Source organism: Paracoccus litorisediminis, assembly GCF_009711205.1.
Taxonomy (GTDB): domain Bacteria; phylum Pseudomonadota; class Alphaproteobacteria; order Rhodobacterales; family Rhodobacteraceae; genus Paracoccus; species Paracoccus litorisediminis.
Map to the genome: position 1 here is coordinate 159,379 of NZ_WMIG01000001.1, position 14,017 is coordinate 173,395.

The following is a 14,017-nucleotide window of genomic DNA, read 5'->3' on the forward strand; positions in this document are numbered from 1 at the left end:
AGGTTGCGAAAGGAATCCCGAATGCCGACGGCCCGCGACAACATCGCTGATCGACCGCTGCGCCCCTCCATGCTGCGCGGTGCCATGCGGCGCTGCCCCGCTTGCGGAGAAGGTGCGCTGTTTAACGGCTATCTGCGGGTCAAGGATCAATGCCCCCATTGCGGCGAGGCGCTGCACCACCAGCGTGCCGATGACGGCCCGGCCTATCTGACGATCCTGCTGGTCTCGCATCTGGGCGCGCCGCTGCTGCTGGCCATCTATATCGCCTACCGCCCCTCGCCCGCCGCGATGCTGATCGGCTTTGGTCTGGGCGCGGTAATCCTGTCGCTGGCGCTTCTGCCCGTGATCAAGGGCGCGTTCGTCGGCTTTCAATGGGCCCGGCGGATGCATGGCTTTGGACTGGAGCAGAAGGGCACCGCATGAACCTGCCCCCGATCCGCGATGCGGCCACCGTCATCGTCCTTGACCGCGACACGCCGCAGGGTCCCGCGGTGCTGATGGGCCAGCGTGGGGCGACGGCGGCCTTCATGCCCTCGAAATATGTCTTTCCCGGCGGCGCGGTCGATCCGGGCGATGCGGCCGCGCGCCTCTCAAAACCGCTCGAGTCCGAGCAGCGCCGCCTGCTGGCGCTTGACCCCATTGCCGAACATCCCGACCTGCCCGAGGCGCTGGCCGCCGCCGCCTTGCGCGAACTGGCCGAGGAAACCGGGCTGATCGCGGGCCTGCCGGGGGATGCGCCGCAGGGTTGGCCATTGCACGCCGCGCGCGGTCTGGCCCCCGATCCGTCGGCGCTGATCTATGTCTTTCGCGCGGTCACCCCGCCACGCAATACCCGCCGTTTCGATGCGCGCTTCCTGCTGCTGGATGCGGATCGGCTAGAGGGCGACCGCAACGATTTCAGCGCCGCCTGCGATGAGCTTTCGCATCTGCACTGGGTTCCCCTGACCGAGGCGCGCGCGCTGGACCTGCCCTTCATCACCGAGGTCGTTCTGGCCGAAATCGCCGCCATTGCCGCAAGGCCGGGTCCGCTCAGGGGACCCGAGCGGGTCCCCTTCTTTGACAATCGCGGCGAGGTGCCGCGCTTCAGCTGGCTGTCGTGACGCTCAGCGCCCGGTGAATTTCGCCGGGCGTTTCTGCATGAAGGCCGAAACCCCTTCCATGAAATCCGAGGTCGCGGCCATCTGCCCCTGAAGCCGGGCCTCAAGCGCCAGTTGCTCGGACAGGTCGTGGCTGGAGGAGCGCGCGATCGCCTCGCGCGTCGCGAGGAATGCCTGGGTCGCCCCCTGCGCCAGCGTCGTGGCCCGCGCCGTCACCCGCGCCTCGAATTCGGCATCGGGAACCGCTTCCCAGATCATGCCCCAATCCGCGGCCTGACGGGCCGGGACGGGTTCGGAGAACAGCATCATCCCCATGGCGCGGGCGTTACCCACGCTGCGCGGAATGATGAAAGTGCCGCCCGCATCCGGGATCAGCCCGATCCGGCTGAAGGCTTGCACAAAGACGGCGCTTTCCGTCGCAATGACCACATCGGCGGCCAGCGCCAGATTGGCCCCTGCCCCCGCCGCAATGCCGTTCACCGCCGCAATGACCGGAACCGGGGCTTGGGTGATTGCGGCCAGCATGGGTTCATATTCCTCGCGCAGGATGCGCTCCACATCCAGCCCTGCCGTCGCATCGCCCAGATCCTGCCCCGAGCAAAAGGCCTGCCCCGTCCCGGTCAGCACGACGCAGCGCGTATCCTGCGGCAGGTTGCGCAGCGTTTCCGTCAGTTCGGCACGCATGGTGCTGTTCAGCGCATTGCGGACCTCGGGGCGGTTCAGCGCGATCCGGGTGATGCCGCCCTGATGGGTGACGGTAATGGTCTGGGTGGTCATGGTTCCTCCGCTTTTATGCGGCGTATCCTGACCGCTGCGAAGGACATGCGAAAGCGCGACCCAGCGTCAGTCCTGCATGATCCGGTCCAGCCGCGCGCGTTCCTCCTCCGAGAGTGTCTCGGGGCGGGTCTCGGGCTCGGCACGAGAGCGGATGAAGCGCCAGCCGATCAGCAGCCCCAGAAGCGCCATCAATGGCCCGGCCAGATAAAGCACCCAGTTGATGCCGCGCGCCCGAGGCTCGAACAGCACGTATTCTCCGAACCGCTCGACAACGGCATCGACGGCCTGCTCATTGCTGTCGCCGGCGACCAGTCTTTCGCGCAGATAAAGCCGCAGGTCGCGGCTGATCGGCGCATTCGATTCGTCGATCGTCTCGCCCTGACAGACCGGGCAGCGCAGGATGCGGGAAATGTCGCGGGCACGGGATTCCAGCGCGGGGTCAGACAAGACCTCATCGGGTTGGACGGCCCAGGCCGGAACGGCCAGCAGCAGCGCAAGACACAGGATCAGATAGCGCATGGGCCTACTCCGCCGGTCCGGCGATGGGTGCGGAACGCATCGCCCCAGCCGCCACGCGATATCGCCGGTCACTAAGGCTGATCAGGCCCCCCAGCGCCATCAATGCCGAGCCGAACCAGATCCAGCCGGCAAAGGGCTTGATGTAACTGCGCACGGCCCAGCCGCCATTCTGCTGGGCATCGCCAATCACCAGATACAGGTCGCGGAACAAGCCGCTTTGAATGGCGGCCTCGGTCGTGGGCATGGCCTGCACCGGATAGACCCGCTTTTCGGGATGCAGCAAGGCGACTTCGCGCCCGTTCTTGGCGACCCGCATCGCGGCAATGGTCGAGACATAGTTCGGCCCCTGAACATCCTCGACGCTTTCCAGCGTGATCTCATAGCCCGCGACGGTGAAGGTCTCGCCGATCCGGGCGACGCGGATATCTTCGACCTGCCAGGCCATCAGCAGGCTGACCCCGATGAAGGTCACACCCAGCCCACCATGCGCCACGGCCCTGCCCCAATCGGCGCGCGGCAAGCGGCCCAGACGCGACAGGCCGGAATTGCCGGTCCGCAGCAACAGATCGACCACGGCCCCGGCAACCAGCCACGACCCCAGCCCTGCCCCGATCACCGCCAGCGCCGAATGCCCGGTCGAGACGGCAAAAACCAGCAGCATGACCGCCACCGCGAACAGCAACGCCCCGCGCAGCGGCGCAAGGACACGGCCCAGCTTGCCCCGTTTCCACGGGATGATCGCCCCCATCGGCAGGACGATGGCCAGCGCGATCATGAAGGGGGTGAAGGCCTTTTCAAAAAAGGGCGGCCCGACCGACAGCTTGCGGTCCCACAGCATCTCGGCCACCAGCGGCCAGACCGTGCCGATGAACACGACAAAGGCCGACACTGCCAACAGGATGTTGTTCAGGACCAGCGCCCCCTCGCGCGAGACCGGAGAGAACACGCCCTTGGCCTGCATCGACCCCGCGCGCGCCGAGAATAGCGTCAGCGCACCGCCGACGAAGGCGGCAAGGATCGCAAGGATGAACACCCCCCGTTCCGGATCATTGGCAAAGCTGTGGACCGAGGTGATGACGCCCGAGCGCACGATGAAGGTCCCGATCAACGAGAAGCCAAAGGCCATGATCGCCAGCAGGATCGTCCAGCTTTTCAGCACCTCGCGCTTTTCGACGACAATGGCGGAATGCAGCAGGGCCGCAGCCAGCAGCCAGGGCATGAAACTGGCGTTTTCGACCGGGTCCCAGAACCAGAAGCCACCCCAGCCAAGCTCGTAATAGGCCCACCACGACCCCAGCGCGATGCCGATGGTCAGAAACACCCATGCCGCCAGCGTCCATGGCCGCACCCAGCGCGCCCATGCCGCATCCACCCGCCCTTCGATCAGGGCGGCGACGGCAAAGCTGAAGGCCATCGAAAGGCCGACATAGCCCAGATAAAGGAAGGGCGGATGAAACGCCAAACCGGGATCTTGCAGAAGCGGGTTCAGGTCGCGCCCGTTGAAGGGCGCATCCGCCAGCCGCAGGAACGGGTTCGAGGTGAACAGGATGAAGGCCAGAAAGGCCGCGCCGATCGCCGCCTGCACCGACAGCACCCGTGCCCGCAGCCGCGGCGGCAGGTTCGCGTCAAAGACCGCCGCCGCCGCGCCGAACAGCGCCAGGATCAGCACCCAGAGCAGCATGGAACCCTCATGGTTCCCCCAGACGCCCGAGATTTTGTAGATCAGCGGCTTGGCGGTATGCGAATTCTCATAGACCAGCAGGACCGAGAAATCCGAGGTCACGAAGGAAATCGTCAGTGCCGCGAAGGAGATTCCGATCAGCCCAAGCTGGGCGATGGCAGCGGGGCGCGCGCTGTCGATCCAGCCGCTCCAGCCCTTGGCCGCGCCGATCATCGGCACGACCATCTGGAACATGGCCACGGCAAAGGCAAGGATCAGGGCAAAATGGCCTATTTCCGCGTTCATGTTCTTCCTCCCGGCAGTTGCGCGGAGGATAGCGGCGGCGCGTCGGGCAAGCCAGCCCCGAGCGCCACCGATCTTATCGCATTTCCGTCATGTCCCAGCCCGCGAGGCTGCCCAGTCGCGCAAAGCCGCATTATCCGCGAAATCGTCATCTGGCGCGGTTACCGGCCCTTGCGCTGTGGACGGGGTCGGCATGGAGGTCGCAATCCGCGGCCGGGTGCGAAAATAATGCGCCTCGCGCGCCCCGAAATAGAAGCTGATGATCGCGCCCAGCAGCCACCATAGCGGCTCGGGGACAAGGTTGAGGTTCTGCATGCGCAGTCCGAAACCCACCGGCTCAACCATGGCATAGACGAACAACCCCACCGTCCCTAGCGTCATCACCGGGCGTGGCAGGCGGTTCAGCCCGTTCATCAGCCCGTCGAACCACCCTCCGGGCTGCATGGCGAATTCCGCCGTCAGCTGCGCCATGGCACGGGCATAGGCTTCTTCGTCCAGCTCCATCCGTCGCGTCGAGTTTTCGCGGAACACCTCGGCCATGCCGGTCGCGGCATTGGCGACGGTGGTGACGGCGCTGCTTGCGCCAAGGAAACGGTCCATCACGCCCATGCTGCAACTCTCGCCCGGTGTTCGGCAATCGTCAGATGATAGCGGGCCGAGACGAATTCCTCGGCCCGGATGATCCAGCCACCCTTGCCCCCCGATTGGCTGCGGGCGAATTTGCGACTGGCCGGGCGCGCATCGGCCAAAGCATAGTAGTAATTTCGCCGGGCGATCCCGTAAGCATCGGCCAGATGCGCGGGCGCGGCCAAGGCAGCCAGCCGCGCGGCATCGACGGTCTTTGGCCCGACCATGCCGTCATCCGTGATGGCAAAGCCCATCCGCGTCAGCAAGCGTTGCAAGATCTTGACCGCATTCGCCCCGGCATTGACCTGCATGTCAAAGACCGAAGGCTGCAGTTGCGCCGGCAGCGCGGCCAGCCCCGGTTTGCGAAAGTAATGTTCGACGAAGATCAGCTGGGCATCAGCCTTGGTCAGCGCCTTGAGATCAGCCAGATCGACCTTGCCATCGGCATTGCGATCTTCGCCCAATTCCCGCAGCGTGGTCAGCGTGACGCCCAGATTGGTCGCGCCGCCCGGATCATCGGGATCGTTGACGTAGCCCCCCTCACGCGCGACGATCTCGGCCGCGATCTGTTCGACGGTCTTCATGCTGGCCCCCTTCTGGAAACTGTCCAGAAAGCTGGCCCGGCTGGGTTAACCCTTGCTTAACCCGGCGCGCGTTGCATCGAAGAATGGGGCGTCAGGAATTGGGTTCCTCATAGACGCCCTGTTCCTTGAGCGAGTCGATGACCTCGCGCGGCATGTAATTCTCATCATGCTTGGCCAGGATTTCCGAGGCGATGAAGGTGTCGCCCTCCATCCGGCCGGTGCCGATCATGCCCTGACCTTCTGCGAACAGATCGGGCAGCACGCCGGTAAAGCGGACGGGAACCGAGGCGCCGCCATCGGTGACGCTGAAGCTGACCGTCTCACCATCGCCACGCTTCAGCGTGCCGTCCTCGACCAGCCCGCCAAGGCGAAACACCTCACCCGCTTCGGGCGGATTCCCCGCCATCTGGCTGGGCGAGCGATACAGGTTGATGCCATCGCGAAAGCCGTAGCCGATCAGCCCGACCGCCAGGACCAGCGCGACGGTGGCGGCAATGATGATCTGGATACGGCGTTTTTTCTTGAGCGATTTCATGCCATAATCACGTGTTTCTTACGCAGCTTCGAACTTGATCGCATAGCGCAGGAATTGCGTCGCCTTGCCCGAGACCCGGACCGGATCGCCCGTCGTCAGAAAACGGGACTCTGTGCCCCGACCGATCAGTTCGGGGTGGCGGCCCAGATAGTCCTCAAGGCTTTCGGCGACCAGCTGCGGCTGCGAATAGACCTTCACATTTTCACCCAGCGCTTTCTGGAAGGCGGGCTGGACCAGCGGATAATGCGTGCAGCCAAGGATCGCCGCCTCGGGGCGCGGCATGCGGCGCATCAGCGCCTCGACATGGCTGGTGACCAGCGCCTCGGCCAGAATTTCATCGCCCTGCTCGATGGCATCGACGACGCCGCCGCAGGGCTGCGCCTCGACATCGACGCCGATGGCGCGGAAGGCCAGTTCCCGTTGAAAGGCGCGGCTGGCGACCGTTGCCGGGGTGGCGAACAGCGCGACATGCTTGACCTCGACCTCGCGCGGGGGGGAGTTGTCACCCCAGCGGCGTTCGGTCAAAGCCTCGATCATCGGGACGAAAACGCCCAGCACGCGCTTGTTCGGCGGCAGCCAGGTTTCCTGCATGCGCTTCAGGGCAGCAGCCGAAGCCGTGTTGCAGGCCAGAATGATCAGATCACAGCCCTCGGCCCACAGCCGCTCGACCCCTGCGCAGGTCAGGCGATAGATATCTTCGGCATCGCGCACGCCATAGGGCGTGTGCTTGTTGTCACCCAGATAGACCAGCGGCAATTCGGGCATACGGGCGGCAATGGCGTCCAGGACCGTCAGCCCACCAAGACCCGAATCGAAAACCCCAACCGCCATGACTAATCTCCTGCTCGCGACGCGCCTTTTTAGGACGCGCCGCGGGCGAACGCCATGATTTATGTCATTCGGCTGCCTGCGCCATGGGCGTGCCGCCCTTGCGGAAAGCATCCAGAAGCTGGGCCCGACGCGCCGCGGCCTGATGAGCTGCGGCCTCCTTGACCGGACCATAGCCGCGCACCGACAGCGGCAGTTCCGCAAGCTCTCGCACCAGCGCAATCGTCGCGGGCGTCACATCTGCAAGGACTTCGCGCATGTCAGCCTCAAATTCGGCGATGGCGGCGCGTTCGGCGCGACGCTCGGCCGCATGACCGAACGGGTCCAAAGCAGTTCCGCGCAATCCCTTCATCCGCGCCAACACCTTGAACAGCGGCAGCACCCATGCCCCGAATTCACGTTTGCGTGGCCGCCCGTCGGGATCAAGCCCCGGCATGAAGGGCGGGGCCAGATGGAAGCTTAACTTGGCGTCGCCCTCGAACTCATTGGAAAGCTGCGCGGCGCTGGCCAGATGCAACCGGGCGACTTCGTATTCGTCCTTATAGGCCAGCAGCTTGTAATAGCCCTCGGCCACGCTGCCCTGCAGCGCCGCAGGGGCCAGCGCCACCAGATCGCGGAACCGCTTGGCCAGCGCCTCATTCTGGTATTCGACCAGCCGCGCGGCGCGGTAGGCCACCGGATCGACCGCCTCGACATGCTCGGGTGCCGCCGCCAGCACCTGTGCGGCGGCGGCGGGCTCGGCCATGGCCCAGCGGCCGATCTGGAAGGCGCGCTGGTTCTCGGTGACCTTGGCGCCGTTCAGCTCGATCGCCTTCAGGATCGCGGCTTCCGACAGCGGGATCAGCCCCTGCTGCCAAGTCGCGCCCATCACCAGCATGTTGGAATAGATCGAGTCCCCCAGCAGCCGCAGCGCCAGCGTCGAGGCGTCAAAGAACGCAACCTTCTCGCCCAGTCGGGCCTGCAACGACACGCGCAGCCGGTCCGCCGGGATCTGGAAATCGCGGTTGCGGGTGAATTCGCCGGTGATGATCTCGTGGTCATTGACCACCGCCCCGGTCCGGCCCTTGGTCATCAGCCCGATGGTCTTGGCCCCACCGGTCACCACCAGATCGCCACCGATGACGCAATCAGCTTCGCCCACGGCGACGCGGATGGCGCTGATATCCGCAGGCGCATTGGCCAGACGCAGGTGGATATGAACCGCGCCCCCCTTCTGGGCGAGGCCCGCCATCTCCATCATGCCAGCACCCTTGCCGTCGATATGCGCGGCCTGCGCCAGAACAGCGCCGATGGTCACGACACCGGTGCCCCCGACCCCGGTGATGACGACATTATGCGTGCCGCGAATGGCCGGCAGCGCCGGTTCCGGCAGCAAGGGCAGGTCCAACTCGGCCGCCTTGGGTTTTTTCAGCTTGGCCCCGCGGACTGAGACGAAGCTGGGGCAGAAGCCCTTCACGCAGGAATAGTCCTTGTTGCAGCTGGACTGGTCGATGGCGCGCTTGCGGCCCAGTTCGGTATCCTTGGGCACGATCGAGACACAATTCGACTGCACCCCGCAATCACCACAACCCTCGCAGATGTCAGGGTTGATCCAGACGCGACGGTCAGGATCAGGGAACTTGCCGCGCTTGCGGCGACGGCGTTTTTCGGCTGCGCAGGTCTGGATATAGACGATGGCGCTGACACCACCGACCTGTTCCAACTCCTTCTGCACCGCCAACATCGAGGCACGTTCCTCGAACCGCAACCCCGAGGGGAACTGCCCGCGGTCGATCTCCTCTTTCTCATCATAGACGGCGATTACCGGGGACACGCCCATGGCCTGCAATTCGCGCACGATCTGCTGCGCCGTCAGCCCGCCTTCGTTCGGCTGGCCGCCGGTCATGGCAACGGCATCGTTGAACAGGATCTTGTAGGTGATATTCGCGTTCGCGGCCTTCGCCGCACGGATCGCCAAAGATCCGGAATGGTTATAGGTTCCGTCGCCAAGATTCTGAAACACATGGTTTCTTTTGCTGAACGGCCCCTCGCCGATCCAGTTCGCCCCCTCACCGCCCATATGGGTGAAGCCCGAGGTGTCGCGGTCCATCCACTGCACCATGTAGTGGCATCCGATCCCCGCATAGGCGCGCGCGCCATCGGGCAACCGGGTCGAGGTGTTATGCGGACAGCCCGAACAGAACCACGGCGTGCGGGTGGCAACCTCGGGGGCGTTATCGTTGCGGCGCACTTCGGTCAGGCGCTGCAGGCCCGCCTTGATCGCCTCGGTCCCGCGGCCTTCTTCGATCAGGATGCTGCCCAGCTTCTGGGCAATCATCACCGGGTCCAGCGCATAACGGGTCGGGAACAGTTCCTCATGGGTGCGGTCATGCTTCCAGCCCAGCACGCGGCGACCATGGCGGTTGTCAAAGATCGCCTCCTTGACCTGCACCTCGATCAGCTTGCGCTTTTCTTCGACGACGACGATGACCTCCAGCCCTTCGGACCATTCCTGAAAGGACTTCATGTCCATGGGCCAGGTCTGACCGACCTTGTAGGTCGAGATGCCCAGCCGGTCGGCCTCGTCTTCATCGATATCCAGAAGCGACAGGGCATGGACCAGGTCCAGCCAGTTCTTGCCCGCCGCGACAAATCCGATCCGCGCGCCGGGCGCGTTCCAGACCGGGCGGTCGATGCGGTTCGCACGGGCAAATGCCTCGGCCGCGAAGCGCTTATAGTCGATCATCCGCGCTTCCTGCGCCACGGGCGTATCGCCCAGCCGGATGTTCAGACCACCCTGCGGTATCGCGAAATCCGGGGTGACGAACTTCATGCGGAAGGGGTCGCCATCGACGACGCTGGTCGCCTCGACCGTATCCTTCATCGTCTTGAGACCGGTCCATACCCCGGCAAAGCGCGACAGAGCAAAACCGTACAGCCCGAAATCAAGGATTTCCTGCACACCGGCAGGCGACAGCACCGGGATATAGGCATCGACCATCGCCCAGTCGGACTGGTGCAGCACTGTCGAGCTTTCGCCGGTATGGTCGTCGCCCATGGCCATGACCACGCCGCCGAACTTCGACGAGCCCGCCATGTTCGCATGCCGCATCACGTCGCCCGAGCGGTCCACCCCCGGCCCCTTGCCGTACCACAGGGCAAAGACGCCGTCATGCTTGCCCTCGCCGCGCAATTCGGCCTGCTGGCTGCCCCAGATCGCGGTCGCTGCCAGATCCTCGTTCAGACCGGGCTGGAACAGCACCTGCGCCGCCGTCAGTTCACTCTTTGACTTCATCATCTGCAGATCGACGCCTCCCAACGGCGATCCGCGATATCCTGTCACCAACCCTGCCGTATCGAAGCCCGCAGCCTTGTCACGAGCCGATTGCATCAGCATCAGCCGCACCAAAGCCTGCGTTCCGTTCAGCAGCACATGCCGCTTACTAAGATCGAACCGATCCGCCAGAGTAAAATCCTGCACGTTCATCTTGCCCTCCCAAGCGCGATGACTGGTCTTAGTGCACTATAGGTCAGCAAAACTGACCGATAAAGAATTTTTCTGCATGGGGGTGCATATTGTCCCATTGCACCTATGTGGTAAGCGTTGCGAAAATTGCATGGCTGCTGCCACAAGAAAGCTGGATCATGGACTGGGACAAGCTGAGAATCTTTCACGCCGTCGCGGATGCTGGGTCGCTGACCCATGCGGGCGACGTGCTTCATCTGTCCCAATCCGCCGTCAGCCGTCAGATCCGCGCGCTTGAGGATTCACTGGGAACCACGCTGTTTCACCGCCATGCCCGCGGCCTGATCCTGACCGAACAGGGCGAATTGCTGTTCGAGGCAACCTCCTCGATGGTGCGCAAGCTTGACACAACTGCCGCGCGAATCAAGGACAGCGAGGAAGAGGTCTTTGGTGAGTTGAAGGTGACCACCACCACCGGCTTCGGGACCATGTGGCTGGTGCCGCGTCTGGCCAAGCTTTACGAACGCTATCCCGACCTGAAGATCGACCTGATGCTGGAAGAGCGCGTCCTCGACCTGCCCATGCGCGAGGCAGACGTGGCCATCCGCATGAAGGAACCCGCGCAGCAGGACCTGATCCGGCGCCGGCTGCTGAACATCCGCATGCGGCTTTATGCGACGCCGGAATATCTTGAGCGGCACGGAACGCCGCAATCCTTCGAGGAATTGCGCCCGCATCGCCTGATCTGCCAAAGCCCGCAGACCCCGCAGGTCAGCTCGGGCGCGGTGCTGGTGCAGACGCTGCTCACGCACAACATGACCTCGATGCTGATGGTGAATAACTATTTCGGCGTGCTGCAGGGCGTGCTGAACCATGTCGGCATTGGTGTGCTGCCCGATTACCTGACCGCGGACTTCCCGCAGCTGACCCGCGTGCTACCGGAAATCGAATCCGGCGAGGTCCCGGTCTTCCTCGCCTTCCCCGAGGAGTTGCGCACCTCGCGCCGGGTCAGTGCTTTCCGCGATTTCGTGCTCGAGGAAATCCAGTCGATCCGCAAATTGCAGGCGGAAACGGACAACTGATCCGTTTCCACTACACTTGTATGGTAAGGATTCCCCTATCCGCGAAAGCCATGCCACAGGCGCATATCCGACATGTCCTAAGTTTGCGCTTTCATCCTTGAACGGTTCGCAAACTGCACATATCTGAGGCGTCGAAGGGGATGATTTGAGGAAACTCTCATCAACTTCAACCTCCCTGTTGGACTTAGGCCGGGCTTTATGCCCGGCTTTTTTTTGCCCGACAGCCCGGTCCCGACAATGCGGTCTGATCCCGGTTTCGGCAGCCCCGTCCGCCTACGCGCGCGCGGCCCCTTTCCTAATTGCCCGTCCCCGCATAAAAGGCCCCAAATCCGGGGAAAGGGCTCGAATATGGATGAACCGCAGATCACCGAAGACCTGATTGCCGCGCATGGCCTGAAGCCTGACGAATATCAGCGCATCCTGGGGATCATCGGACGCGAGCCGACTTTCACCGAGCTGGGCATTTTCTCGGCGATGTGGAACGAGCATTGCTCGTATAAGTCGTCCAAGAAATGGCTGCGTACCCTGCCGACCACCGGCCCGCAGGTCATCTGCGGCCCCGGCGAAAACGCCGGCGTCGTCGATATCGGCGACGGTCAGGCCGTGGTCTTCAAGATGGAAAGCCACAACCACCCCTCCTATATCGAGCCGCACCAAGGTGCTGCGACCGGCGTCGGCGGCATCCTGCGCGATGTCTTCACCATGGGCGCGCGCCCGATCGCCGCGATGGACGCGCTGTCCTTCGGCCGTCCCCAGCACCCCAAGACCGCACATCTGGTCAAGGGCGTGGTCGAGGGCATCGGCGCTTACGGCAATGCCTTCGGCGTGCCGAATGTCGGCGGCGAAGTCCGCTTTCACCAGTCGTATGACGGCAACTGCCTTGTGAACGCCTTTGCGGCGGGTCTGGCCGATGCCGACAAGATCTTCTACTCGGCGGCCTCGGGCGTCGGGATGCCCGTCGTCTATCTGGGTGCCAAGACCGGCCGCGACGGCGTCGGCGGCGCGACCATGGCCTCGGCCGAGTTCGACGACACGATCGAGGAAAAGCGCCCCACCGTTCAGGTCGGCGACCCCTTCACCGAGAAATGCCTGCTGGAAGCCTGCCTTGAACTGATGCAGACCGACAGCGTCATTTCCATTCAGGACATGGGCGCGGCGGGTCTGACCTGCTCGGCCGTGGAAATGGGCGACAAGGGCGGCCTTGGCATCAAGCTGAACCTTGAAAACGTGCCGCAGCGCGAAGCGCATATGACGGCTTACGAAATGATGCTCTCGGAAAGCCAAGAGCGGATGCTCATGGTGCTGAAGCCCGAGAAAGAGGCAGAAGCCCGCGCCATCTTCGTGAAATGGGACCTCGACTTCGCCATTGTCGGCGAAACCATTGCCGAGGACCGCTTCCTGATCCTGCACCACAATCAGGTCAAGGCCGACCTGCCGCTGTCGAAACTGTCCTCCAGCGCGCCGGAATATGACCGTCCGTGGGTGGAAACGCCCGCAGCCGAGGCTCTGCCCGCTTTGCCCGCGATCACCCCCATCGCGGCGCTGAAAGCCCTGCTCGGTTCGCCCAACTACGCCCATAAGGGCTGGGTCTGGGAGCAGTATGACACGCAGGTCGGCGCCGATACCGTGCGCCGCCCCGGTCTGGGCGCTGGCGTCGTCCGCGTCCATGGCACCGACAAGGCGCTGGCCTTCACCAGCGACGTGACGCCCCGCTACGTCAAGGCCAACCCCTATGAGGGCGGCAAGCAGGCCGTGGCCGAGGCTTACCGCAACCTGACCGCCTGCGGCGCGCTGCCCTTGGCCACCACCGACAACCTGAACTTCGGCAATCCCGAAAAGCCCGAGATCATGGGCCAGCTGGTCGGCGCGGTCAAAGGCATCGGCGAGGCCTGCGCCGCGCTGGACTTCCCGATCGTCTCGGGCAACGTCTCGCTTTACAACGAGACCGACGGCAAGGGCATCCTGCCCACGCCCACCATCGGTGGCGTCGGCCTGATCGCGCATCTGGACGATCTGATCGCAGGTCTGCCCGTCGATGGCGACGTGGCGCTGGTCATCGGCACGACCCAAGGCCATCTCGGCCAGTCGGCTCTGGCTGCCGAAGCCTTCGGCATCGACGCCGGCGACGCCCCGCATGTCGATCTGGCCGCCGAGCGCAAGCATGGCGAGTTCCTGCGCGCCAATCGCAAGCTGTTCTCGGCTGCGACCGACCTGTCGGATGGCGGGCTTGCCTTGGCCGCATTCGAGATGGCCGAGGCCGCCGGTCTGGGCGTCACGCTGGAGCAAGCCGACATCGCGCAGCTTTTCGGTGAGGATCAGGCCCGTTACCTCGTCGCCTGCTCGGCGACCAATGCCGCGAAGCTGCTGGAGGCCGCCGCAAGCGCAGGCGTTCCGGTCGCCAAGGTCGGCGGGTTCGGCGGCGAAAGCGTCAGCCTTGGCGGCGATGCAGCCGCGCTGGCCGAGCTGTCGGCGCTCTATCGCAGCGCCTTTGTCGAGACCCTGAACCTCGGCATCGCCTGAACGAACAAAGGCCGGGCCAAGCGCCCGGCCTTTTCTTTGC

The 14,017-nt window shown here is 64.3% G+C and carries 11 protein-coding genes and 1 pseudogene; 4 read left to right on the forward strand and 8 right to left on the reverse strand.

Features of this window, described 5'->3' with window-relative positions; translation table 11 throughout:
* The first annotated feature begins 21 nt into the window (after positions 1–21).
* A complete protein-coding gene (locus GL300_RS00800) occupies positions 22–423 on the forward strand; it encodes a DUF983 domain-containing protein (RefSeq protein WP_155037685.1) in 402 nt (133 codons plus the stop codon).
* Positions 420–1,100 carry an NUDIX hydrolase gene (locus GL300_RS00805; protein WP_155037686.1) on the forward strand — a complete coding sequence of 227 codons (681 nt, stop codon included), beginning with the start codon at positions 420–422 and terminating at the stop codon, positions 1,098–1,100. The genes GL300_RS00800 and GL300_RS00805 overlap by 4 nt, the downstream gene beginning before the upstream one ends.
* 3 nt (positions 1,101–1,103) lie before the next feature.
* On the opposite strand, the gene GL300_RS00810 is transcribed toward GL300_RS00805, so the two are convergent.
* The 8 genes and pseudogenes from GL300_RS00810 to GL300_RS00845 all read right to left on the reverse strand — a co-directional run.
* Complete coding sequence (locus tag GL300_RS00810; RefSeq protein WP_155037687.1) at positions 1,104–1,874, reverse strand: enoyl-CoA hydratase-related protein; 771 nt, start codon at positions 1,872–1,874, stop codon at positions 1,104–1,106.
* 66 nt (positions 1,875–1,940) lie between these two features.
* Positions 1,941–2,393, reverse strand: coding sequence for a cytochrome c-type biogenesis protein (locus tag GL300_RS00815; protein WP_155037688.1), 453 nt, complete (start codon positions 2,391–2,393; stop codon positions 1,941–1,943).
* 4 nt (positions 2,394–2,397) lie between these two features.
* On the reverse strand, positions 2,398–4,359 hold the full coding sequence (locus tag GL300_RS00820) for a heme lyase CcmF/NrfE family subunit (RefSeq protein WP_155037689.1): 1,962 nt from the start codon (positions 4,357–4,359) through the stop codon (positions 2,398–2,400).
* A gap of 87 nt (positions 4,360–4,446) precedes the next feature.
* Positions 4,447–4,965 (reverse strand): holin family protein, encoded by a 519-nt coding sequence (locus tag GL300_RS00825; RefSeq protein WP_394206844.1) that lies wholly within the window; start codon positions 4,963–4,965, stop codon positions 4,447–4,449.
* Positions 4,956–5,567 (reverse strand): holin-associated N-acetylmuramidase, encoded by a 612-nt coding sequence (locus GL300_RS00830; protein WP_155037690.1) that lies wholly within the window; start codon positions 5,565–5,567, stop codon positions 4,956–4,958. The genes GL300_RS00825 and GL300_RS00830 overlap by 10 nt, the downstream gene beginning before the upstream one ends.
* A 91-nt stretch (positions 5,568–5,658) precedes the next feature.
* Complete coding sequence (gene ccmE / locus GL300_RS00835; RefSeq protein ID WP_155037691.1) at positions 5,659–6,102, reverse strand: cytochrome c maturation protein CcmE; 444 nt, start codon at positions 6,100–6,102, stop codon at positions 5,659–5,661.
* A gap of 18 nt (positions 6,103–6,120) precedes the next feature.
* Complete coding sequence (locus GL300_RS00840; protein WP_155037692.1) at positions 6,121–6,933, reverse strand: glutamate racemase; 813 nt, start codon at positions 6,931–6,933, stop codon at positions 6,121–6,123.
* Between the two features lie 64 nt (positions 6,934–6,997).
* Positions 6,998–10,399 (reverse strand): annotated as a pseudogene (locus GL300_RS00845) (indolepyruvate ferredoxin oxidoreductase family protein); the annotation flags it as partial.
* Positions 10,400–10,554: 155 nt separating this feature from the next.
* Between GL300_RS00845 and GL300_RS00850 the strand changes: the two are divergent.
* Positions 10,555–11,457, forward strand: a complete 903-nt coding sequence (locus tag GL300_RS00850) for a LysR family transcriptional regulator (RefSeq protein ID WP_155037694.1) — start codon at positions 10,555–10,557, stop codon at positions 11,455–11,457.
* Positions 11,458–11,805: 348 nt separating this feature from the next.
* Complete coding sequence (purL, locus tag GL300_RS00855) at positions 11,806–13,977, forward strand: phosphoribosylformylglycinamidine synthase subunit PurL (protein WP_155037695.1); 2,172 nt, start codon at positions 11,806–11,808, stop codon at positions 13,975–13,977.
* The last annotated feature ends 40 nt before the right edge of the window (positions 13,978–14,017 follow it).